Annotated in this window: 21 protein-coding genes, 1 tRNA gene and 1 pseudogene; 8 read left to right on the forward strand and 15 right to left on the reverse strand. The window is 54.3% G+C overall.

What is annotated here, in order from left to right:
• Nucleotides 1-44: 44 nt before the first annotated feature.
• Together BBOH_RS03870 and BBOH_RS08520 are read right to left on the reverse strand one after the other, a co-directional pair.
• On the reverse strand, nucleotides 45-830 hold the full coding sequence (locus BBOH_RS03870) for a hypothetical protein (protein WP_033522612.1): 786 nt from the start codon (nucleotides 828-830) through the stop codon (nucleotides 45-47).
• Nucleotides 820-1,500 carry an ABC transporter ATP-binding protein gene (locus BBOH_RS08520; RefSeq protein WP_074428620.1) on the reverse strand — a complete coding sequence of 227 codons (681 nt, stop codon included), beginning with the start codon at nucleotides 1,498-1,500 and terminating at the stop codon, nucleotides 820-822. Before BBOH_RS08520 ends, BBOH_RS03870 begins: the two co-directional genes overlap by 11 nt.
• 413 nt (nucleotides 1,501-1,913) lie before the next feature.
• On the opposite strand from BBOH_RS08520, the gene BBOH_RS03880 reads away from it, so the two are divergent.
• From BBOH_RS03880 to BBOH_RS08245, 4 genes are all read left to right on the forward strand, one after another.
• Nucleotides 1,914-3,044, forward strand: coding sequence for an IS256 family transposase (locus BBOH_RS03880; RefSeq protein ID WP_044098119.1), 1,131 nt, complete (start codon nucleotides 1,914-1,916; stop codon nucleotides 3,042-3,044).
• A gap of 990 nt (nucleotides 3,045-4,034) precedes the next feature.
• Entirely contained in the window at nucleotides 4,035-5,201 is a 1,167-nt protein-coding gene (locus BBOH_RS03885) for an ImmA/IrrE family metallo-endopeptidase (protein ID WP_052118210.1), read from the forward strand.
• Between the two features lie 83 nt (nucleotides 5,202-5,284).
• Nucleotides 5,285-5,491: a DUF4411 family protein gene (locus tag BBOH_RS09540; RefSeq protein WP_420305082.1), complete on the forward strand. Its 207-nt coding sequence runs from the start codon at nucleotides 5,285-5,287 to the stop codon at nucleotides 5,489-5,491.
• Nucleotides 5,457-5,831, forward strand: a complete 375-nt coding sequence (locus BBOH_RS08245) for a DUF4411 family protein (RefSeq protein WP_052118209.1) — start codon at nucleotides 5,457-5,459, stop codon at nucleotides 5,829-5,831. Before BBOH_RS09540 ends, BBOH_RS08245 begins: the two co-directional genes overlap by 35 nt.
• Before the next feature lie 15 nt (nucleotides 5,832-5,846).
• On the opposite strand, the gene BBOH_RS03895 is transcribed toward BBOH_RS08245, so the two are convergent.
• From BBOH_RS03895 to BBOH_RS03925, 7 genes and pseudogenes are all read right to left on the reverse strand, one after another.
• On the reverse strand, nucleotides 5,847-6,449 hold the full coding sequence (locus BBOH_RS03895) for a TetR/AcrR family transcriptional regulator (RefSeq protein WP_033521817.1): 603 nt from the start codon (nucleotides 6,447-6,449) through the stop codon (nucleotides 5,847-5,849).
• 150 nt (nucleotides 6,450-6,599) lie between these two features.
• Complete coding sequence (locus BBOH_RS03900; RefSeq protein WP_033521815.1) at nucleotides 6,600-7,868, reverse strand: MFS transporter; 1,269 nt, start codon at nucleotides 7,866-7,868, stop codon at nucleotides 6,600-6,602.
• Between the two features lie 263 nt (nucleotides 7,869-8,131).
• The gene (locus BBOH_RS03905; RefSeq protein ID WP_033521813.1) at nucleotides 8,132-10,399 is read right to left on the reverse strand and encodes an exo-alpha-(1->6)-L-arabinopyranosidase; all 2,268 of its coding nucleotides are present in this window, start codon (nucleotides 10,397-10,399) and stop codon (nucleotides 8,132-8,134) included.
• Between the two features lie 484 nt (nucleotides 10,400-10,883).
• Nucleotides 10,884-11,141 (reverse strand): hypothetical protein, encoded by a 258-nt coding sequence (locus BBOH_RS03910; protein ID WP_033521811.1) that lies wholly within the window; start codon nucleotides 11,139-11,141, stop codon nucleotides 10,884-10,886.
• 368 nt (nucleotides 11,142-11,509) lie between these two features.
• Complete coding sequence (locus BBOH_RS03915; RefSeq protein ID WP_033521809.1) at nucleotides 11,510-12,019, reverse strand: low molecular weight protein-tyrosine-phosphatase; 510 nt, start codon at nucleotides 12,017-12,019, stop codon at nucleotides 11,510-11,512.
• Nucleotides 12,020-12,058: 39 nt separating this feature from the next.
• Nucleotides 12,059-12,724 carry a dihydrofolate reductase gene (locus tag BBOH_RS03920; protein ID WP_033521807.1) on the reverse strand — a complete coding sequence of 222 codons (666 nt, stop codon included), beginning with the start codon at nucleotides 12,722-12,724 and terminating at the stop codon, nucleotides 12,059-12,061.
• 145 nt (nucleotides 12,725-12,869) lie between these two features.
• Nucleotides 12,870-13,740: pseudogene (locus tag BBOH_RS03925) on the reverse strand (thymidylate synthase).
• Between the two features lie 329 nt (nucleotides 13,741-14,069).
• Between BBOH_RS03925 and BBOH_RS03930 the strand changes: the two are divergent.
• Nucleotides 14,070-14,486 (forward strand): OsmC family protein, encoded by a 417-nt coding sequence (locus tag BBOH_RS03930; protein WP_033521803.1) that lies wholly within the window; start codon nucleotides 14,070-14,072, stop codon nucleotides 14,484-14,486.
• Between the two features lie 276 nt (nucleotides 14,487-14,762).
• Here the strand turns inward: BBOH_RS03930 and BBOH_RS03935 are convergent, their stop codons facing one another.
• From BBOH_RS03935 to BBOH_RS03945, 3 genes are all read right to left on the reverse strand, one after another.
• The gene (locus BBOH_RS03935; protein ID WP_033521801.1) at nucleotides 14,763-15,764 is read right to left on the reverse strand and encodes a universal stress protein; all 1,002 of its coding nucleotides are present in this window, start codon (nucleotides 15,762-15,764) and stop codon (nucleotides 14,763-14,765) included.
• 153 nt (nucleotides 15,765-15,917) lie between these two features.
• Nucleotides 15,918-16,640 carry a C40 family peptidase gene (locus tag BBOH_RS03940; protein ID WP_033521799.1) on the reverse strand — a complete coding sequence of 241 codons (723 nt, stop codon included), beginning with the start codon at nucleotides 16,638-16,640 and terminating at the stop codon, nucleotides 15,918-15,920.
• A 110-nt stretch (nucleotides 16,641-16,750) separates the two neighbouring features.
• Nucleotides 16,751-17,689: a CHAP domain-containing protein gene (locus tag BBOH_RS03945; protein WP_033521797.1), complete on the reverse strand. Its 939-nt coding sequence runs from the start codon at nucleotides 17,687-17,689 to the stop codon at nucleotides 16,751-16,753.
• A 566-nt stretch (nucleotides 17,690-18,255) separates the two neighbouring features.
• Between BBOH_RS03945 and BBOH_RS03950 the strand changes: the two genes are divergently transcribed.
• Together BBOH_RS03950 and phoU are read left to right on the forward strand one after the other, a co-directional pair.
• Nucleotides 18,256-18,513: a hypothetical protein gene (locus tag BBOH_RS03950; RefSeq protein ID WP_033521795.1), complete on the forward strand. Its 258-nt coding sequence runs from the start codon at nucleotides 18,256-18,258 to the stop codon at nucleotides 18,511-18,513.
• A gap of 58 nt (nucleotides 18,514-18,571) precedes the next feature.
• Nucleotides 18,572-19,246, forward strand: coding sequence for a phosphate signaling complex protein PhoU (phoU, locus tag BBOH_RS03955; protein ID WP_033521793.1), 675 nt, complete (start codon nucleotides 18,572-18,574; stop codon nucleotides 19,244-19,246).
• 426 nt (nucleotides 19,247-19,672) lie between these two features.
• Here phoU and BBOH_RS03960 read toward each other — a convergent pair whose 3' ends face one another.
• The 3 genes from BBOH_RS03960 to lysS form a co-directional block, all read right to left on the reverse strand.
• A complete protein-coding gene (locus tag BBOH_RS03960; RefSeq protein WP_033521791.1) occupies nucleotides 19,673-20,419 on the reverse strand; it encodes a phosphoglyceromutase in 747 nt (248 codons plus the stop codon).
• A gap of 221 nt (nucleotides 20,420-20,640) precedes the next feature.
• Nucleotides 20,641-21,693, reverse strand: a complete 1,053-nt coding sequence (menA, locus tag BBOH_RS03965) for a 1,4-dihydroxy-2-naphthoate octaprenyltransferase (protein WP_033521789.1) — start codon at nucleotides 21,691-21,693, stop codon at nucleotides 20,641-20,643.
• 113 nt (nucleotides 21,694-21,806) lie between these two features.
• Nucleotides 21,807-23,471, reverse strand: a complete 1,665-nt coding sequence (gene lysS / locus BBOH_RS03970; RefSeq protein ID WP_033521787.1) for a lysine--tRNA ligase — start codon at nucleotides 23,469-23,471, stop codon at nucleotides 21,807-21,809.
• 164 nt (nucleotides 23,472-23,635) lie between these two features.
• Between lysS and BBOH_RS03975 the strand changes: the two genes are divergently transcribed.
• Nucleotides 23,636-23,712: transfer RNA gene (locus tag BBOH_RS03975), tRNA-Pro, on the forward strand.
• Nucleotides 23,713-23,843 lie beyond the last annotated feature (131 nt).

Below are 23,843 nucleotides of genomic sequence, written 5' to 3' on the forward strand. Positions count from 1 at the left end.
TAAATTAACCGACAACAACCAATGTACGTGCAAAAAATAACCAGCTACAGATGCTGCAATATTATAAACAATGAACGACTCAAAAAAAAAACTCTCAATAAAGGTTTTCTATGCAAATATAAATAACCCAAAACAATTTCATACCATTTTGCCCCAAAAGAAGTAAATATTTGAAGTATCTTAACAGAATCGTTTATTTGTTTAGTCAAAAAACTCAACCAAGAAATTACGGCCATAAATAAAAGCACAATCGAAGACAGCTTCAGGATCAATCCTATCGTTTTATAGGATTCAGCATTAATCTGACGTTCAATATTTTCTCTATTGATCTTTACGAATCCTTTATCTTTTAGCAATTTCTTCTGGCCAAAGTTGATAGATGATTGGAGTTCAATCTCCTTTACACGGAGCTTCATGCCGGGTTGTATCCTATAAATACGACCTAAGCCATTCGTTACAAATGTTTCTTTATATGTTCCAACCTGTCGATTGCCGCCTAGAGATACTTTGCTAATCTTTCTAGAGCTCTCAGGCGCAACAAACTCACCAATCTTTTGAGGATATCTTCCATTACACAACTGAATCGCGTGAAAATTAGAAATAAAAAGCCGACCGTCATTATCAATAGCGGAAACCGTAGCTGTCTTTTTATTAAAAGCATTCAACAGGATATCAGTATCTTGCTCTACCCCCTGAGGATTATTTGTCACATAATAAGAATCATTCCCCTCGTATCTGGATTTTTGAGTATTAACAATAGTAGTTAGAGATAGTATGCTTACACAAAAGATAAGAACTATCGTGAAAATAAAACGTAAATTAGCTTTCATGAGAAACATCCTTGTTGGCACACAAAACACCTTGCCGCAACCAGCATATCTTAGAAAACTCATTTGCAACCATCATACTGTGCGTCACCATAATTACCGTACAACCATCATTATGACTTATATCCTTCATCAAATTGATAACTTTATAAGCATTTTCTTCGTCTAAGGCACCGGTAGGCTCATCAGCTAGTAAAAGATTTTTCCCTGACACAACTGCTCTAGCAATAGCTATACGCTGCTTTTCTCCCCCACTTAATTCTGCAGCAATACTATTCCGACACTGCAAGAGGCCAAAGCGTTCTAGCAATGCGTCAATCGACACCTGCCATTTCCTTCTCGGAAGACTACTGAAATGAAGAGCTAAACGTAAATTGTCATTAACTGACAAATCATCGAAAAGACGAATATCCTGATATACGTAACCGACATTATTCCGAATAATATGCCGTGTTTTAGCTGAACTTAATCCACTTACAATTTGACCATCATAAAAAACTGATCCAGAATCTGGAGGTTCATATAAAGAGAGAATATTTAAGAGGGTAGTCTTCCCTGAACCACTTTCCCCAAGAATTACATTTACTTCACCCTCGGCGAAAGTATAGTCCAAATCAGTGAACAGGACTCGTTGACCGAAAGATTTATCAAGCTCTTTTATACTAACCTTCATATTACCCACTTTTATTAAAATAATGTGCCGCCACCACCCCCACTATGGACGGTAACGGCACACACGGAGCTATCAGCAAAGACCGCCGCAGCCACCACCAGTAGCCGGAGAAGCATCTTCCTCGAGCCGTACCAATTCACTCAAATCAATTTCATTATCCACTGGTTTAATCGGTTTGTTATTCATTTAACTCACCTCCCTCCGTCACATCTTTGTAATCATGAGCAATACGCTCAGTTAAATAATAACACCATTATTATAGATTTGTTACATATTTCACATATACTTTTTGGTAGTGTCCGGTAGTTTGCGCAAATAGGTTTTGGACTTTGAAGGGGGCATAGCGCCTTTTTCCTGTGTAGGATTTTCAATCGCCAAGAAAGAACGATCCTATTGGAAAGTAGGTGGGTGCCATGCCCGATAAGAAGATAATACAGGTCGACCAGGCCATGTTCGAGACGGAGCTCGACAGGATGGTGTCAAGGAAGGTGGAGGAGATTCTGGACGCGATGCTCGACGCCGACGCCGAACGGGTCGCCGGGGCCGGCAGGTACGAGCGTTCCGACGGCAGGAAAGCCTATCTCGCCGGCCATTACGAGCGCAGGCTGACGGTGAAGGCCGGCGGCATGACCGTCAGAGTGCCCAGGCTCAAGGGCGCCTTGTTCGAGTCGGCGGTGATCCAGCGCCACCGGACGCGCGAGTCGAGCGTCGAGGAGGCGCTCATGGAGATGTACTTCAGCGGGGTCAGCACGCGTCAGGTCGACGCGGTCGGCGAGCGGCTGTGGGGCGACCGGATGCCGCCCCAGACCCTCTCCGACGATCTGAAGAGGGTCTACAAGGACATCGACGAATGGCGGAACAGGCCGCTGGAGCGGACGTTCCCGTATGTGTTCATGGACGGCATCTGGCTGAAACGCAGCTGGGGCGGCAGCATCGAGAACGTGTCGGTGCTGGTCGCCATCGGCGTGGGCGACGACGGGCGGCGTGAGGTCATCGGCGTCGATGAGGGCATGAAGGAGGACACCGCCAGCTGGGAGTCGTTCATCCGCGGACTTCTGGAACGGGGTCTGAAAGGCGTGCGCCTGGCCATAGGCGACCGGAACCCCGGCCTCTTGCACGCCGTCGGCGAGCTGCTGCCCGGGGCGCGCCGCCAGCGGTGCATGGTCCACTTCGAACGCAACGTGCTCGCCAAGACGCCCCGCCGGAGGCGCAAGCCCGTCGCCGCCAAGCTCAAGGCCGTGTTCGCGATGGAGGACAGGGCCAGGACGCTCGAGAAGGCGGGATCAGTCGCCGCCGAGCTCGACTCGGAAAAGCCGAAGGAGGCGGCGTCCTGCCTGCGCGAGGGCATCGGCGAGGCGACGGCCTACCAGCTGCCGGAATTCCCCATGGAGCACTGGCGGCCGGTCCGCACCAACAACATGGTCGAACGCCTCAACCGCGAGATACGCCGCAGGACAAGGGTCGTCGGCCAGTTCCCCGACGGCAGGAGCGCCCTCATGCTCGTCACCCGGAGAATCCGCCACGTCACCCAAAACTGGCCCTAACGCCGCTACCTGGACATGTCCCTACTCGAACCCACAATCGAACCAACGGTCGAAAACCCGCACGCAGGCGATCAAGGCTGAAAACCGAAAGCGCGCAACAAACCGGACGTTATCTCCTAGACACAAGAAGAGCATTCAATACGTCGATGAATTACATATTTAAAATCAAAAGCAAAAATCAAAAGAAGAGGATATCACAAAAACTTTATCAATAGGATTATGCGCAGCATATAACGACCTCGATAGGCAACTACCCTCTTTACTAATGCTAATCAGATTTATTGGCTGCTCAAGCTCATTAGATTTGTGGAAGCGACCAGCAGGAGTCAATTTCTGTTTACAACCACTCTTACAGCAACTTACTTCACTCCTTGTTAACTGTAATTTTCCAAGTCCACATGAACCGGAGGATGCCCAATCTCTAATTGACGGGTATCTAAAAAGATCGTTAGGGAACCAATTGGTAAAACGCTAAGATCAAACCCCTGAAATCAAGAGCAGAAAACTAATACCATAAACTCATGTCGCATATCTCTATGGGAACTGAGTCTACAGTTCATCGGCCTTCAGCACGAACGTCTTGGCTTCTGTGACTTATACAAGCACGTTGCCCAAAGCTTATTGTCACATCTTGCCCAAGATGATGCAGCTGTCAACCAGCGAGATGTCGCATACGTTTGCATACACCTTGGTCTTAGCCAAATGTCTGTTGATCGAGACGAAATTAATCCCTGAACGTGGTGAGATTTATCGGTGTGAACAGGCTGACACCGAAGAAAACAGACGATGCTGAGTATCGTTATACCAGTGCACAGTACCTACTAAATCACTTACGAACGCTCATTGAGTAACCACCCAAGACGACTCGCCAAAAAGCAAAAAGACCAATTCCCCGCTCTGGCCCGTTTGGTATATTGGCATCAAAATATAGACAGCAAAACTACGCACTTAACAGATATCTGAGTACAAGTGGTTGAACAGGGAGGAATGATGACTTCACCGATAACTGTCGCCATTCCTGTTGATATTTTGCAATGGATTCTTTCAATCGGTGATACAGCGCGACTCAATGACAAGCAACAAAAAGATGTGGAAAACTGGTTAAATGGAACCAGTCAGCCCACCGTCACCAAGGTGCAAGAACTAGGGGAAAAACTTCGCGTCCCATTCGGGTATTTTTTCCTACCCCATCCAATTGACGATACACCGGCCGTCTTCGGAAAACGTACTGTCGGCAGCACGAACAACCAAGCAAAGCCTTCCCGCGATTTAATTGATACCGTCAATGAAATGCTCGCTCTGCAGGATTGGGCGCACGAAGATGCCAAACAGGCCGGCGACGAACCACTGTCCTTTGTCGGAAGCGCGACACTGCATACTTCGGAACTCCGTTTTGTCGCGAACATTCGCAAACAACTCAACCTCTCCGAAGAATGGTACGCGGAAGAAGATTTGAATCAACCCACAAAGGCATTCAAATTGTTACGGGAACGCATCGAGTCCACCGGAACCATCGTGATGATGAATGGAATTGTAGGTCAGAACACTCATCGTCCACTTGATCCTGAGGAATTCCGCGCTTTTGCGTTGACTGACTCACGAGCTCCATTGATCTTCATCAATCGTAGCGATCCATCTGAGGCAGGCCGTGTTTTCTCTCTCTTACACGAATTCGCGCATATCTGGTTAGGCAGCGAAGAGTTGTACAACGATAGCGGAAATTCAGACCTTGTTTCCCCCACTGAACAACTATGCAATCAAGTTGCCTCAGAATTCCTTATGCCACAATCCAAATTTGAGGCGGCTTGGAACCGACACGATAATCTGGACAACAATAGACGTATCGAAATCCTGTCCAAAGAATTCCCAGTGTCATATGTTTCCGTGGCACTCCGTGCATACAACAGCAAATTCATCAGTCGGGCGGTCTTTGAACAGACACGGAACGATTCAGTATCCGCTTGGAGAGAAACGCCACACGATAAATCTTCTGGAGGAGATTATTACAAGACTAAACTCTCTCGCATCGATTCAAGATTGCTGGACCGTATAGCCACAAGCATCGCAGAGGGCAGAACCACATATACCGAGGCATACCGCCTAACGAAAACAACACGCGAAAGTTTTCCGAGACTATTGGAAAAGACGCAATCATGAATGACTCGATTTCAGCCCAAGGGTCTCTCTTTGACCTAACAAGCGACACTGAAAACAACACCGCTGCACAGCTACAGTCCGCGATGCCGACATCAGGTTCAACACCGGAGCCGAGATACCTTATTGATGCCAACTGTCTGATTGCGCCATACAATGACTATTATCGACCGTCATTCAAATTATCCGAATCCTTCTGGAATACGCTATATGAGTTGGTCGAAAATCATACGGTTGGATTGCTGAGACCTGTTTGGGATGAAGCCAATCAGGGAGGGGAAACATTTAGATGACGATTTGAAGCATTGGCTTGAGAGCGTCAAGTCTTACGTGATTGAACCATTACAAATTGTCACCATAATGGACAAATACAGACGCGTATTGGCCTGCCTGTCTGACCGGCGAAACTTCAAAGAGAAGCTCAACAGCAATTGGTACGACCAGGCCACAGCAGACCCCTGGCTCATAGCCGTGGCCATAATCTACAATTCGTCTATCATCACTTTTGAAACGCCAATGGCCCCCACAGACCCAAAGCCATGGAAGAAGACAAAAATACCCAGCGTTGCCGAACTGATGGAAGTAAAATGCGTCAACCTTTACCAATTCATGGAAGAAGTAGGGTCGTTTTAGCGCAGAAAGCCCGACCTACCGATACCCGTCCCACATGGGCAGCGGCATCAGCTGGTCCTCGCACTGGGCCCACAGCTCGTTGAGGTCGCTTTCAGGATTCCTCAGCCACCGCAACTGTATGCCGTCCATCATGCTGAACCCCGCGTTAAGCAACTGCTCTACGTTCACGCCCTCGGGCACGTCCCATGGCACGTCAAGCATGAGGTCGATCGTGTCCCGGTCACGCTCGAGAAAGTACTGGTGCGCCGGATGATCGGGGTCGATGGACTCGGCATCGAGCGTGGAGAACATATGCACCTGTTCGGGCCGTTCCGCGTTCATCGCCACCACGTCACGCCACATCTGCGCCATCAACGGCCGTTCCTTCGCGAGGTAGCGCTCACGCATCTCGTCGTTATGGTTGTCGTAGACCTCATCAAGCACGATTTCAAGGAGCCCTTCCTTGCTGCCCACATGGTGCAATACGCCTGCTTTGGTCATGCCCACGGCGGCGGCGATCGTCTGTAAAGAGGTGCCATAATAACCGCGTTCGCCAAACAAGACAACGGCCGCATCGAGAATGGCCGCCCTCCTGTTTTCGTTATTCACTGGTTTCCCGGCAAGACGCAAAGATTGCATACCACACACTTCTTTAAGATTTAAAATCGCATCATTCGGCTTCATTGTCCCCGTTGAGGTAGACGAAGGCAACTGCAACCATAAAAGGCGAAAAATGCGGATCCGCAGGACCTGAGCCGGCGAAATCCGCATTTTAGAACGGCCTGGCGATTACTTCACCTTGCGAATCATCATGATCGCGATGGTTCCCACGAGCAGGAAGGCCGCCGCCGCAGGGAAGACCAACTTGTAACCACCGAAGGCACCGAAGATCACGGTGGTGCACCATGGGGCGAGCGCCTGACCGATGGTGTTGGACAGGTTCAGGATGCCCAGGTCCTTGCCGGCCTGCTCCGCGCTCGGCAGCACATCGACGTTAAGTGCCTGATCCACGGACATGTAGCAGCCGTTCCCGAGGCCGCCAAGCACGGCATAAAGGTACATACCCGTGGTGGTGGGCATGATCCACGGCATAAGCAGACCGAGTGCCGTCAGGATGCAGCCGAGGGCGACCATGACCTTACGACGTTGCAGGAAATCCGAAAGCGGGCCGGACACCACCGATGCGACGATGGTGGCGACCATGGTGATCAGCGATATGATCTGGATGGCCGAGCTTGCCTGGTCACGGGTCAAATGAATGTAACGCTTAAGGATCAACAACTGATAACCCGATATCATGAACATGCCGATGGTGAACGTCAGTCTTCCGATCAGGGCCAGATAGAAGTCGCGGCTGTTCTTGGTCGGTGGGATGAACGAACGCAGAATATCACCGACGGAGGCCACCCGGGTATTATCCTCAGCGGACTTCTCGCGGGGCCAGATGATCACGGTGATCAGACCGGAGAACAGGAAGAGCAATGTGCCGATGACCAAGCCGGCGTTGAGCTTGGCGAGGAAGAAGCTCCCGATGAAGTTGCCTAGCTGCATGCCGACGATCTGCCCTGCGCCGTAAATGGCGGAGAAGGTGCCACGGGTCGCTTCCGGGATACGGTCGGAAAGGACGGCGACGGCAGGAGCGATGATGCAGTTGATGCCGATCTGGACGATGCACCATCCGGTGACGATCCAGAATAGAGTCTTTGACTGCGCGGTCAGGAAGTAGCCGGCACCGCCGATGATGCCGCCCAATACGATCCAAGGGGTGCGTTTGCCGATCCTGAATTTGGAGATGTCGGAGAAGGTGCCGAAGACGATGTTGGCGATAAGTGCGAAAATCACACTGATGGAGTTCATCGATCCAATGGCGTTTTCAGCCGAGATTCCGGGAATGGTGGTGAACAACTGGGGCAACAACACGCCGGACCCCATCGCGAACGGCACGCACCACAACACTGACACAAGAGCGAAGCCGATGCCGAAACGCACTTTGTTTTCCAATGGCTTACCTGTGTCCGGAGCCAAATTCGCTGACTGAGGTAAAGTATATGCTTCCATCGCATTCCTCCTTGATTTACCAACAACTCCCATAGTTGCCGAACGGTCGGTAACCCAAGTATCCTATCACCAAAAACGGCGATCCACAACCGTTCATTTCGCCAGGGAACCTGTTCGATGGTCCGCTTCTACCAACCTCGCCCCATTGCAGCCGGTCTTGTTCGCCCACCATCCAAAAGGCGATGGCCCATCATGCAATGAACGACGCATGACGGGCCATAAAAACTGATGCGACTCAACTCCTCGAGTCGCATCAGACGATGCTAGCGCCCAATCTTGGCGTATTCGGCGAGCGCGCGCTCACAAATATCCTGAGCCTCGTTCGCCCCTAGCACCATCGACATACCACCCAGCGGCGCCGACTTGAGGAACATGATGATCAGCTGGCTGTCAGGAATGATGGCGTGCCCGTACTTCGCCTCAAGCTCGGAGATGACTTTGTCAAGGATCTTGTTGCCGTCGGGGTCTTCCCTCCACTCGCCATATGTGGACCACTTGGTCAGTTTCATGCGCTTGCCGTCGTCATCGAGCTGAACCGGTACGGTCTGTGCGATGCTACGCGATGAATCACCGACCTCGATGCCGTATGAGCCACCCTCGACCTTCCAATCCTCGAACCGCTCGGACCAGTATGCGAACGCCCTGGAATCGAGGTCGAAGCTGACCTCCTGGGACTGGCCGGGCTCCAGGAAGACCTTCTTGAAGGCCTTAAGCTCGTGCACCGGTCGATCCACCCTGCATGCCGGCGGAGCCACATATACCTGCACCACCTCGGCGCCGGCCATCGAGCCGGTGTTGGTCACCATGGCGGTGACGTGAACCGACTGCGGGCCGGACTTCTGTGCATTGACTTCTGAAATATCGAATGTGGTGTAACTCAGGCCATAGCCGAACGGATAAGTGACCGCCTTGTGGAACGAGTCGTAATAACGGTAGCCGACGAATACGCCCTCGCCGTAATCCACATGGCCTTCCTCACCCGGCCAGTTGAGCATGGACGGATCATCGTCGAGATTGTTGACGATGGTCTGGGCGAGTTTGCCGGACGGGTTCACGTCTCCGAAGACCACGTCGGCCGTCGCGGCGCCACCGGCCTGCCCGAGCAGCCAGCATTCGAGAATGGACTTGGCTTGGTCTGCCCAAGGCATGGAAACGACCGAGCCGTTGGAAAGAATGACCACCACGTTCTTGTTGACCGCGGACACGGCTTTGAGCACCTCGATCTGCTTGGCAGGGATATCGAGCGTGGTGCGGTCGAAGCCTTCGGATTCGGCTTCGGCGGGAAGTCCGATGAACAGCAGCACTGTGTCTGCGGATTCAGCGGCGTTCACGGCCTCATCGGTGAGCTCCTGGCTCTGCTCGTCACCGTCGAGCGTGAAGCCGGGTGCGAACTCGGCTTCCACGCCACGGTCCTTCAGCGCGTCAAGGAAGCTGGTGAGCTTGTTGGGGTTGATCAGCGAGGATCCTGCGCCCTGGTAACGCGGCGTACGGGCAAACTCGCCGATGACGGCGAGCTTGGTGCCGGGTTTGACGGGCAGTAGCCCGTCCTCGTTTTTGAGCAGCACCATTGCCTCGCGGGCTGCCTCACGCGCGATTTCGTCGTGCTCGTCGACATCGTAACGATAGCCGGCAGCGCCCTTCTCCATGGCGGGCTGAGTTTTCGCGACCAGATCAATCATGCCTTGGGACATGGCCTCAAGCTGTTCGGGCTTGACCTGTCCATCACGCACGGCCTGCACGATTTTGTCGTCCGTATGGGTCGGCGGCATTTCGAGGTTCAGGCCCGCATTCAGAGCGGCCGCGCGATCATGCACGGCGCCCCAGTCGGACATGACGATGCCCTTGAATCCCCACTCCTTGCGCAGCACGTCCGTAAGCAGCCAGCTGTTTTGGGAGGCATATTCGCCGTTGATGCGGTTGTAGGAGCACATCACGGTCCAAGGTTGGGCGTTCTTGATGATGTGTTCGAAGGCGGGCAGATAGATTTCACGCATCGCGCGCTCGGAAATACGTGCGTTGACGCGCAGACGGTCAGTCTCCTGGTTGTTCGCGGCGAAATGCTTCAGCGACGTGCCGATGCCTTTCGACTGGATACCTTCAACCTCGCCGATGGCCTCATGGCCCGCAAGGTACGGGTCTTCGCTCCAGAATTCGAAGCAACGCCCGCCGAGCGGATTGCGCTTGATGTTCACACCGGGTCCAAGGATGACGGCGACCTGTTCCTGGACACACTCCTCACCCATCGCCTCACCGGTCTTCTTAATCAGTTCCGGATTCCAGCTGCTGGACATGCCGGCTGCTGGCGGGAAACAGGTGGCGGGAACGGCAGCATCGACATCCATCCCGTCAAGATCGCGGGCTTTGCGCAATCCGTGGGGCCCGTCGGTAATGGTGTAATTGGGAAGCCCCTTCCCCTCGACCCGGCCAATGCTCCAAGGATTGGTGCCACTGGTCAGAGCGGACTGCTCCTCAACGCTCAGGTCCTTCGCTTGCGGCAACGTCGCCTTCCGCTCCGAATTCTGCTCGCTCATCGTACATCCTTTCGTTTTTGGTCGCCTCGCACTGATATCGACTTCGATGCCGCAGGCGTTGGCACAACGCACACTATTGGTGTGCTCCCGCCAGGTCATCTACAGGCGGCTTCCTTGCGAAATCCGCCCACAGTTACCGAACGGTAGGTACTATTAGGATACCACAGACCGTCGGATTATTAACCGGATGTTGCCAGCCTCATCGATGAACCATCAGCCGTGCGACAAAGCGCAACCAACGAACCCAACCAGATGCAAAAAACAGATATTGACGGACCGAGGAAAAGCAGGCCGTCAGAGTGGCACACGCTCAATTTTACAGCCGATTCGAGCGTTGCATCGTGGGACCCACCACCCATATATAAAAACAACGATCCGGCCGCGGCACCCAACTTTGAAGTGAGTGCACCCCGACCGGATCCGTCGTTTATCGAGCCTTATTCGGACTCTACGACCGCTCTAGATGACCATGTAAACAATGGAACTAGTTCTTCGCCTGATCCACTGTCTCCTTGGCTTTGTCAGCAGCTTCCTTACCCTTTTCACTGGCCTTATCAGCAGCTTCCTTGCCCTTGTCGCCGACCTTGTCAGCGGCATCCTGCGCGTTGTCCTTCATTGAGCTGGCCGCATCCGCCGCCTTGTCCGCCAAGTTGTGAGCAGCTTCGGTTGCGGAATCCGCAGCCTTCTGTGCACCGTCTTCGATCTTGTGAGCAAGCTTCGTAGCTTCGTTCTTGATGTCCATGTTAGGGTCCTTTCTACGCTCGTACATTAGACTCTTTAATATTACATCTTTTTATACCTTTTTGTCGAATTGCGCTTTTCGCTACGTTTTACTAAAAATACCGGAATTGTCGATATATGGTGCTTCACCACGGTTGACACACGTAACCGTCGCTCCATACAGCCAGAAGAGCGCAACGCCAGACGGACAATCACCGGAAGCCTTAACCGGACCGCAACCCGAAACCACGGCGATAGAACCACGTAACCATGAGTGACACCGACCGAAAACAATAACCCGGCAAGAAGCGGGATGGACGCACGCCCCTTGGAGCTGGACAGGAACCGTCAGGTGGCGCCTGAACCGGCAGGCCGGCAAGAACTGATGTCCTATAGGCGTTCAGCGACCCAATCCACGATGTAGGGAGCCACACCGTCGATTTGGTCAATGGCAACCTCGAAGTCGCGCGGACCGCCGTACCACGGATCGACCAGGTCAATATCGCTTTCATGCCCAGGCGCAGGTTGAGGCAGGTTTGGGTCGAAACTGCGATACAGATGCGCTTCAGCGCGTTTCCCGGCTGGCAGCAGACGCAACAAACTATGCATATGCGAGGCGGTCATCGGCAGGAAAAGATCGCTTTCGTCGATCTCGTCAGCGGTGATACGGTGCGCAAAATGATGGGACGGAATCTCATAGCCCCTCCCACGCAACACGCGCACAGCCCGCGGATCAATCGGATGCCCGTATTCCTCGTCGCTCACGCCACTGGATATGACACGAACCTGATCGCCCAAGCCACGCTCTTCAAAGTTGGCTCGCAGGATGATTTCCGCCATCGGAGACCGGCAGATATTGCCAGTGCACACGGTCATGACGGTATACGGGTGTTGTGACATGGTTAAACCTCACATTCAGAGCCAGGCCTACAGGCCGACTCAGGAGTTCTTACGGTACGTGACGAAACGATACGCCTCGATGCCGCTTTGATCTGCGGCGGGCTTGAGCCACTGTCCCGCGTCCTCGACGCTCCACGCGCCTTGCCGTTCGAGGGATTGCATATCAGGCGCATACGTATCGGTCTGCACGCGAGTCCGGAGATACGTGACGTACGCCCTATTCGCGAACGGCAAAGCGACTTGGAAAATCTGCGCCCCGCCGATAATCCAGATCTCGCTGCGGTCAATGCCATCGTCGGGTATGGCTTCCTGACGCGCCAAGCCCAACGCGTCCTCGATGCTGTCGACCACCGTGGCTCCTGTGGCACGGAAATTCGGGTCACGCGAGACGACGATATTGTCGCGGTTGGAGAGCGGGCGAAATTCCGGGTTCAACGACTGCCAGGTCTTGCGGCCCATAATGACCGGATGGGAAACGGTCAGTTCCTTGAAGCGGCGCATATCCTCAGCCAGGTGCCAAGGCATCCCGCCTTCGAAGCCTATCGCGCCAGGCCGGCCTTCCTCGTCGGAGGCACAAGCCCAAATGCAATTCACCGAGAACGTTTTGACTTCGTCATCGCCCCAATCCTCGCTCTCATCCACACGCCCGGCCGCACCGGGCTTGAGTTCGTGATAGCCACTACGGCTATTACTGTCATGCTCCATTTCATTTACTCCTTGTAGGTGATAAGACCTCATTCTATAATTCACTTAAGACGGTTTGCGCACAGGCAACCCGCCGCGCGATCTGCATGTGGCGCAAGCCACACATTGCGCCCGCCGACCACGACTAACAACGCGAGCCCGCATCTCACACCGCCACAGGCGCCTTAATCGCTGGATGATGCCGATAATCCACGACATGGAAATCCTCATACCGATAGTCGAAAGATGGAATCGGCCTTCTCTATCCGCATTGTCGGGTATGGGTACGGTTCGCGGCCAAGCTGGGTCAGCACCTGCTCAATATGATTGTCATAGACATGACAATCTCCTCCGGTCCACACAAACTCCCCCGGTTCAAGCCCCGCCTGTTGCGCCATCATCAAGGTCAACAGCGAGTATGAGGCAATGTTGAAGGGCACGCCGAGGAACATATCACAGGAACGTTGGTAAAGCTGGCACGACAGACGGCCATCGGCCACATAGAACTGGAAAAGCGCATGGCACGGAGGCAGCGCCATCTGATCGACTTCGGCAGGATTCCAAGCCGTCACGATCATGCGCCGCGAGTCCGGATGGGTCTTGATCAGATTCAGTACATTGGCAATCTGGTCGATGGTACGATGCGGATCATCGGCGGTCGGTGCCGGCCAACTGCGCCACTGCACCCCGTACACCGGCCCTAGATCGCCGTTTTCGTCAGCCCACTCATCCCAGATGTGCACGTTGTTTTCCTGTAGCCAACGCACATTGCTTGACCCTTTAAGGAACCAGAGCAACTCATAGGCGATTCCTTTGAAATAGACGGTTTTAGTGGTCAGAAGAGGAAAACCCTGAGCCAAGTCAAAACGCATCTGCTGTCCGAACAGCGAAATGGTGCCGGTGCCAGTACGGTCTGTTTTGAGCGTGCCCTCGGAGAGAATTCTGCGCACCAGGTCCTCATAGGGGGTGGGAACGTCGGTTCGCGGACGCTGAGGAATACGCCGTCGGATATCGGCAAGGTGATCATTGGTAAGCATGAGCATCGATTCTAACAAGCAGGGTGGGCGGCAAACCTCGGCACCATCTGCGAATTAGTCGTTCCTCGTCGCATGAAAGCCCTACCTTCGCTCGCAAAACGCGGTAGAACCCTCTATCGATTATCCGGAGGTCTTCACGACGATTAAGCCTTGGTCGATTGCTGTCTCCCAACCCGCAAAAACCGTCACTGCGTCCATGCCGGCAGATTACCGGCCACATGGAGGCGGTTTACGCTGTAGGAGGTAGACATTTCATCAGGTTTGGGGATAGTCTAGGAATACTGCACCCGGAATGGTGCGGAAAACGATACGCAGACAGGAGACATGGCATGGCCAAGAAACTATGGGTCGAACGCAATGAAGACGGTTCATGGGATGCATACAGCGACGATGGCGCACACATCAAGTTCGGCCACGGCAAGGGTCTGTTCAACCCCGGCGACCTGATGAAAGTGGCACTGGCCGGTTGCGCCGCACTTTCCAGTCAGTTCCCCATCGAAAACGCGCTTGGAGAAGGCAAGGGGGCTCGCATCACGGTGGACGGCGACTACGACGAGGCCACCGACGGCTATACCGCCTTCCGCGAACAGGTGGTCGTGGACGCACAGAGCGCCGGAATCCACGGCGACGACGCGGAGAAGCTCAAAGATCGCGTCGAACGTCATATCGAAAAGTCCTGCACGGTCAAGCATACCTACGAAGTGGCCACTCCGGTGACCATGAAAGTCAAGGTCATCACCAAATAATCCGACTGGCTTTTCACTGATTCGTACGTCTTCTGCTCGCCGTGCATCAATGAGAAGATATACGGTATTCCGATAAGCCCCTACTTGGATCTTTTCAACAGGGGCTTGTTGGAGTACCGCCTACTCACCCCTCCCTGTGCGCAAATCGCATAACGACCCCCCCCCATCGGCGTTTGCATCAGACTAACCGTTCATAAAACGACGATGTCCGCCCTCCCCGTTTCGAGAAGACGGACACCAAAACCGAATTGCAATCAACAATCCGAAGGCAGAAACCTACGCCTGGGAATCAATCGAAGATTCAAGTGCTTTAACCTCTTCGCTGTCCAAGGCCTCAACGGAAACCCTTTTAACACCACTGACGGAATCAACGTTGCCCGCAGAACTTGACTTCTCAGCCTCAACGAACTTGCGAGGCACCACGAAAACCGGGCCGGCGGCGTGTTGCAAAAGCCCCTGGCTAGTCGACCCCACCAGAAGACCGGTGAATCCTCCCCTGCCACGCGACCCGACGACAACCAGATCATGGTCGAGGCTGGCTTTGGTCAGCGCACTGACCGACGATTCAGGCACAATCGTTTTGGCGATTTTCAGATCCGGATGCGCCTGACGGGTGGGAGCGAGCACCTCTTCCAAATCCTCCATATAGGATTCGTAGACGCCGTCCTCCTGCCCCACGCCCTGCAAACCAGGAACGGCGTCGATCACATCAAGCTCGGCGCCATTGTCCGAAGCCAGATCCGCGGCCATTTGGAGAGCCTTGAGACCCCAAGGACTCGAGTCAGTGCCGACAGCGACTTTCTTGATGGTGTTATTCAGGTGCATGGCTTTACCGTTATCGTCGGTGTAAGGCACCACGATAATCGGACAGTAGGCGTATGCGGGCAGCGAAGAGCTTGTCGTTCCGAGCAAACGCTCCGCAAGCCCACCCTTGCCACGGTTTCCGATGACAATGAGATTGTAATTGCGCGAAAGTTCAACGAACACGGACGATGGATCACCAGTGACGATCAGCGTTTGCGCCTCGACGCCCTGCTCATTGGCGATGGCTTTGGCCTTGGCGAGAATCTCCTGCGCATCAATGTGAGCTGCGTTGTCGTCGCCCATGGATGTATACGTGGAATCAAACGAAACCGCGGCATAGCTCGGCAGTGAGTACGCACAAACGATTTGCAACATCAAACCCGCGTGCTTGGCATAGTTCGCCGCCCACCACGTTGCCTTATAACTGGCTTGAGAACCGTCCACACCGACCAGAATCACTTTGTCGTTGCTCATGATTGCCTCCTTCTGCACGCATCGTGCGATACTGATATCTCCAAGGATACCTCAGCAACGGGGACGGATTGGGCAATCTTCACTCAACGACGGAAAACACGCCCGACGGTCAAACGCACCAGACGGACATAAGCACGAAAATCCACCGACGAACTACATCACACGACGAATTGAGTACGCACCGGGGAACACGCTCTTCAGGGACGTGGTTCCGGTGCCTGACTCCGGCGTCATGGCATTCATGACCATGCCGTTGCCAATGTATATCGCGGCGTGGCTGCCATTGGCGATGATGTCTCCCGGTACGGCGTAGCTCAAATCCTGCACAGCCTTGCCGACTTTCGCCTGCTCTCCGGAAGTACGTGGCAAAGAAATCCCAAATTGGCTGAAAACGTACTGCACAAACCCTGAGCAATCCCAACCTGCAGGCGTATTGCCACCATAGACATACGGATAGCCTTGGAATTGCAGAGAGAACTTGACCAGCGCATCCGCAGTCTTGGCATCAGGCGGCGTAATCGTGTAATTCTCGACCTTTTTTAGTTGCTCTCGAGAGGAATTGCGCGAAGCTGCGGCATCGGCGGCATCCTGAGCAGCTTTTGCCGCAGCTTTCTCCGCGTCTTTTTCCGCCTGAGACTGGGTCTGGGGAACATTCAGGCTCTCGATGCCACCCCAGTTCGAGTTGGAATCAACATTGCTGGAGATAGATTCGCGCATGAAGTCTTTTCGCACGGTGTTCATCTTGCGGAAGGAACGCGATGAGGTCATCGGCTGATTCGCCGTATCGGCGAACGAAACGGGAAGCACAGCAAAGGAGGCGGTACCCAACAGGGCCGTAGCAATCAAAGTTGCACAGGACTTCTTGGCTTTCATCATTCCTCCATGCTACCAATTGGCTGATACAAAACTTTCACGACCTGGGATACACTTATCCGGTACAGCTTTCATCCCTTAATGAAGCAGCCCCGTCATCTCGCCTGCCGTCTTCAGTAATGGATGATTTCATGCTCGGCCGCCTGTGCGGCCGTATAGGTCTTGGAATATGTCTTTCCATGGCAGACATCGCCGCATTCGGATGTCACTATGGATCCGTCCGGGTTGATCTTCTCGATGATCGCAACATGTCCGTATTCGGGATGCGCACCGTTTTGCCCGGGAGCGAAAACCAAAATATCGCCGGTATGTCGCGGGACATTGTCAACCCAGTAACCAAGCTTACGGGCGGTAGCCCCCCAATCCGCTCCGTTACCCATATGGGAGCCGACCGGAAGCCCCAATTGGACGCGCCGCGTATAGGCCCACCAAGTGCACTGGCTGAATTCGTAGGCGTTGCCGACATCACCAGTGGGATGGTTGGGATCAAACCCCTGCGGCAAGGACTGCGCATCCATATCCATGAACTCGGCCACATGCGGATTGTTCGCCAAGGACTTGGACATTTTATTGACATCAAGTGCGGAATTGGCGCCCCCCAGGCTCCATCGCCCCTCGTCCCGCACAACGCCACCGTCGCTTGGGCCATCGTTCAAACGGGCGCGGCTTTCCGATCGTGAAGCCGCAGTGCCGGCAGATGGAGTGAGGGTGGTGGAGGTAGTCACCGTCCGCTCGGACGCCAACGAGGTCCTGCCATTCGAATTCGTCATCGAAAGCGTCGTGGTGGCCACCAGCGCAGCCAACGAGACCGAAGCGACCGCATAGCGACGACGGGTCTGCCCCTCCCGCTCTAAACGCAAGGCACGCCTCGTCGGCGGGGCGACTTCATTGATTTTGTCAATCACCGCGGAGCTGAGACCGACTACGGCCCCGTCCGCAGCCTCCGCCTGAATTTTGCCCACGGCTCGCACGGAATGCACCGCGCGGGGTGCGGTGGCTCGGTTGGACCTGCGCTTCGCCCCAAAAGGCGCTTTGTGCGCTGGACGACTCATAACAGTTGACTCCTAAAGTTTCGCAATCGCTGCGACGGACAGCCACACCACAACAGGCGTTAACGCTGCAGGCACTCGAGCAGTCCGCACCACGACACTTCCATCACCACTTTTCCGTCTGTCAGGATACCCCAATTCAAGGATTTCCGACATCTCGAATTCCCGAGCAATCGCCGGATGCCACAAAACAACACGGCTTTCCGGCGTGTCTGGCAATAAGCTGAGAATTCAACCTGCCCAGGTATTCCCCGCATCGTCGAGTCAAAATCAACGTCGTCGCCACTGAATCGTTCGCGGCTCGCTAAAAGACGTCGTCGTCCAAGACGTGCCCCTTTCAACAGGCATTGAGCACGTCTACATACCGCACGGGCATTGTATTGTTCTCCGGACAAACCGTCGCAGGAAGTGCTTGTCCGTCATCGTTCAACCCCGATTCCAGACGGCCCTGGACTTCCCGTTCCGTTGAACCTCGAGACGACACCAACCACCGGCATGCCTTTCCGCTCGTCGTCGGGCATCGGGTTTCAATCCGTGCGAGGTTAACCCTTGCGGCTAGAGTTGTGGATATGAAGTTTGCACCGATCATCAACCCTGACGTATGCAAAACGCCGCCCAAACCTGTGCGCGTCGATTTGCGTAAGACATTTCTTATCATCACCAGCTGGTGGATCGTCGCACTGGTGGTTTTGCTAATTCTTACCACCTTGGGTTTTCATGTAGGTAAAGGACTTATACTCTGCGGATTCGGTATCTTCATCGGCGTGCTTATGCTTATTTGGGAGCATTTCGACCGCGCGGACTATCGGCGGCTTGGAGCCGACTGAAAATTAGCGGGCGGCCATTGGCCGTCCATCAATCATTATTAACAGCAAGGGAGCCGACATGCGGGTGATTTACAACCAGGAACTCAAGGACGTGGCGGACGACGTGGAGCATCTGACCCAAGCGGTCAGTCAGGCAATGCACGGAGCGGGAAAAGCGTTGATCGACGGTGACATGGACACGGCCCGAGCAGTGGCCAACGGCGACAAAGCCATCGATGAAATCGCCAAACGCGTAATCGACCAATGCGTGCGATTCCTTGCCCAGCAAAGCCCCGTGGCGACTGATTTGCGCGTGATCGTGGCCACCCAGAGGCTGTCAACCACCCTTGAGCGCATGGGAGATCTCGCTCAGCATATCGCCTTGACCGTGTTGCGTACATCGCCGAGTTCCCCATTGCCTGATGACGAGGCCACAAGAGCCGTTTTCCAACGTATGCGGGAATTTCTGGATATAACCGCCGACCGCTTGCCCGGCATGCTGGCGGACCGTGACACCGGCACCGCGGAAGAGGTCATCCGCGACGACAACCAGCTTGACGAAATGCATGATCGAACCTTCGACGTGGTGCTCAGTGATTCATGGAACGGCACCAAGCAGCAGCTCATTGATGTCGTATTGTTGGCGAGGTTTATGGAACGCCTGGGAGACCACGCCGTCTCGGTGGCAAGGCAAGTGGTATACATCGTCTCCGGCTTCGACCCGAGCAAGGAACCGCAAGGCCTCGACGACTGAAACATCGTTGCCCCCTATCTTCTGCCGACAGCTCCTTCGTTGCCCGCATCCTTCAGCAACCATTCCGTCATTAAAGGACGAGGGCAACGATCTGAGATATTACTGAATCCACCTGCGATCAAAACAGTTCGACGTCTGGCCAAGCTCTTCATCTATTGTGAGCGATGTTGTTACCTTCCATAATCGGATACAGAACACCCGAATCGGACTCCGGCGCCGATACCGACCAGGACCGTACATCACCGCGCACATCAGGCGCGCGCAGCTGGAGGTGTCTCCGCATACCTCCTATCCGAGCTTTATAGGCACCGGTGCAATGTAATCGCAAAGTGCAATCGACATGAAATACAGTAACGGGACGAGACGCCATTCAGACGTTTCGTCCCGTTACTTCTACGCCTTGAGCCTAGCGAGCCGACCAGTCTATCACTTCTTGGACTGACCTTGTGCTGCGACGGCAGCGGCACCAGCTGCGGCGGCCTCCGGGTCGAGGTACTCACCACGTGGCTTGATCGGCTTCATGTCTTCATCAAGATCGTAAACCAGCGGAATGCCGGTGGGGATGTTGACCTTGGCGATCTCTTCCTCGGTAAGGTTGTCAAGCATCTTGACGATAGCACGAAGCGAGTTGCCGTGCGCGGCAATCATCACGGTCTTACCGCTCTTGAGCTCGGGAACGATGTCGGACTGCCAGTAAGGCTCCACGCGAGCCACGACGTTGGCCAAAGCCTCGGCTTCGGGCACCGGGTCACCCGCATATCGCGGATCATGGTTCTGTGAGTACTTGTCGTCGGGATCAATCTCTGGCGGCGGGGTGGCATAGGAACGACGCCACAGCATGAACTTCTCGTCGCCGTACTCTTCGCGGATCTCTGACTTGTCCTTGCCTTGAAGGGCGCCATAATGACGCTCGTTCAAACGCCAGCTGCGCTTGACCGGAATCCACAGGCGATCAGCCTCATCCAGCGCGTAGTTCGCGGTGTTGATGGCGCGACGTAACAGGGATGTGAAGACGATGTCAGGAAGGACGTTCTTCTCTTTGAGGAGCTCACCACCATGCTTGGCCTCTTGAACACCCTGCTCGGTCAGCGGAACATCGACCCAGCCGGTGAATTGATTGGTTTTATTCCATGCGCTCTGGCCGTGCCGGAGCAATACTAATCTATATGACATAGTACCAGTCTAGGCCATGAATACGACGGCACGGCCGTAAAATGTGAACGCACACAATTTATACTTGACACAGCCACGTTCAACAGCGACCGTCATCCTTTTAACGAAGCAGAACAATCGCACAAATATTACGATCGTCAGACAAAAACAGGCAAATAGCACGATCCACTGGTACGCTTGAGACTCTACTTAACCATTCCGAAACCTCATGGAATATCCGTTCACAAGATAATCGCGATCTCGCCAAACACGAAAATCACGGCGAACAGCAGCAACGTCATGCTGCACATCGGCAGGGCTTTGACAAAGTTACCGGCCTGCACCGCCGCGGTAAAGACAACCGCCAAGCGGATAACCACAGCCGCCAGTAACAGCGCGATCACAGCAAGTCCGATACCGATGATATCGATACCAGTAACGCTATGCAGCACGCGCCAAAGAGGCCCAAAAGCCACGACAACCGTCGCCACCACGCACACAAGGTAAGTGACCAGCAGCACAATTCTGGCCGAGTTCTTACCTAAGCGGACACCAAGGGTGATCTTGCCGTTGACCTTGTCCTCATCCACATCACGCAGATTATTGACCATCAGTACTGCGCAGGAGTAAAACCCGCAGAGCATTGCACCAATAACACCCCAAAGGTCTATGGCTCCAAGCGTGGTGACGAATTGCGTGCCAAGCACCGCCACAAGCCCGAAGAAGACGAAAACCGCCAACTCGCCGAAACCGGCATAGCCATATGGGTGCTTGCCGCCGGTGTAGAACCAGCCGGCGATCAGGCACAATGCACCAAGGCCGATGAGCCACCAGTGGCCCGTAATGGCAGCGATACCCAACCCCGCAACACACGCAATTCCAGCGCTGATCGCAGCGGCAAACAACACCTTACCTGGCTCCACAAGTCCAGAGGCCGTAATCCGTTGGGGTTTGCTCGTCTGCTTTTCGACTGCCCCGCGCCCCTCATCAGTACCACGAATACCGTCGGAATAATCATTGGCGAAGTTCACCGCGATCTGCAAAAAAAGCGCCACCAACACGCATAGTACGCTCAGTAACGCGAAGATAGGCCAGTCGGTCTCCTGCGGAGCGACGGCAGACGGTGCCACGCAACCGACGGGTTGCCGTTGCACAGGTGCGCAAGACGCGTCAGTCGGAGCCTTGATCGCTGTGACGATTGGCAGAGCGGCCGACACGCCGACTATCACTGGCGCGATCGAAGCCGGCAAGGTTTTCGGTCGTAACCCTGATATCCACAGCGACATATTACTCATCTTCCACTCCTATACATCCGCTCGTCCATCTTATCAAATCATGTCTTGGACTTCTTGTGGGGCAAGTGTCGTCTCGCAGCGGCAGAACCGGCCTTAGGAGACGCACCATCACATCAATTCAAAGGCTTGACCAGCGGGAACGTGATGGTCTCGCGAATCGTCGCACCAGTCAATGCGATCAACAGTCGGTCGATGCCCATACCCATGCCGCCGGCAGGAGGCATACCCACGCCAAGGGCCTCTAGGAAGTCCTCGTCGATGTCCATCGCTTCGACGTCTCCGGCAAGGGCGTCCTTGGCCTGCGCGACAAACCGCTCACGCTGGACCACCGGATCGTTGAGTTCGGAGTATCCGGTGGCCAGTTCGAAGCCACGCACATACAGATCCCACTTCTCGACGACACCGGGCTTGGAACGGTGGGCCTTGACCAGCGGGCTTGTCTCCACCGGGAAGTCACGCACGAAGGTCGGTGTTTCGGCACCCAGGTCAGCTTCATAGAAATGCTCCCAAAGATGCTCGATCAGCTTTCCGTGGTTCTCGACTTCGTCACGTTCCACACCAAGCCTGTCTGCGATGGCCCCCAGCTCCTCAACGGACGTCTGCGGCGTAATCTCCTGACCGAGCGACTGGGACAGCGACTCATACATTGAGATTTCTTTCCACTCACCGCCGAAATCGTACTTCGTTCCGTCCAGCAGGGTGACGTTGAGCGTACCAAAAGCGTCAAGCGCCGCGTTCTGGATGAGTTTCTTCGTCATCGCGGCGATGGTGTCGTAGTTGCCATATGCCTGATAGGCCTCAAGCATGGTGAATTCCGGAGCATGCGTGCCGTCGACGCCCTCGTTGCGGAAGTCGCGATTGATCTCGAAGACGCGCTCGATGCCGCCGACCAGGCAGCGCTTGAGGAAAAGTTCCGGAGCGATACGCAGGTACAGGTCAATGTCAAAGGCATTCATATGGGTGGTGAACGGACGAGCGGCAGCGCCACCGTGCACGGTTTGCAACATCGGCGTCTCAACTTCCAGGAAGTCGTCTTTTGCGAACGTGTTACGCAATGAGGTGACGACCCTCGACCGCTTACGCACCATGCCACGAATGTTTTCGTCTGCGATCATACCTACGTATGGCTTGCGCGTGCGAATATCCTCGGTCAGCTCCTTATGCAGGGCAGGCAAGGGCTGCAACGATTTGGAAGCGATCTTCCACTCGCTGGCGAACACCGACAGTTCACCGGTCTTGGAAGCGATGACGCGGCCTTTGAGCCAAAGATGATCGCCCAAATCAACCAACTGCTTGAACGATTTAAGCGAATCCGCGCCAATCTCCTTTTTGGAAATCATGCCTTGAATCGTCGCGCCGTCTCCCGATGCAAGCTGAACGAAGCACAACCCTCCGCCATTACGCAAGAACAGTACACGTCCGGCGACGGCCACCACGTCCTCGGTCTCCTGCCCCGGTTCGAGCTTGCCTTCGTACTTGGCACGCACCGCAGGAATCGTGTCGGTGACCTCGACAACAACCGGGTACGGCGAAATGCCGTCTTTGAGCATCTGTGCACGCTTGGCCACACGCATCTGAACCTGCTCGGGATTCGCTTCGGGGCCGAACTCCTTGTTCGAGGGGTCTATCGCCTCGTCAAAGGACTTGCCCGCCTGGATACGAGCCGCGATTGCCTCGTCCTGCTTCAGCCGCAGTTCGGCACGCTCGACAGTGGTCATTCGGGGAGCGGCAGCCCCTTCTTCGTTTTGGATGTCGCCGGTTTCATTCGTTTCGCTCATAGGTTTTTAGTTTACCGACCAGCCGATACACCGACGACGGCAAGTGTGAGACATACCACTTCAACCCATTTTTCACACGCAACGACCATTCAAGCTCGCTCAAACCACGACACACAGAACTTGCTCGTCCACCCGTGTGAGGTATAGTTAACGATGTTGTTCATCGGGCTGTAGCGCAGCTTGGTAGCGCGCTTCGTTCGGGACGAAGAGGCCGCGAGTTCAAATCTCGCCAGCCCGACCAACTGAAACCCCTTGGTTTTCAAGGGGTTTCATCATTTTCAGAACAGCCAAAAACGGTTCTATGTTACTACCGTGTTGTTAAAAAGGAACTGTGGGCCGGCCAATACTGAGTCTCCCATGCGGGTCCGGAAA

The organism is Bifidobacterium bohemicum DSM 22767, from assembly GCF_000741525.1.
Lineage (GTDB): Bacteria > Actinomycetota > Actinomycetes > Actinomycetales > Bifidobacteriaceae > Bifidobacterium > Bifidobacterium bohemicum.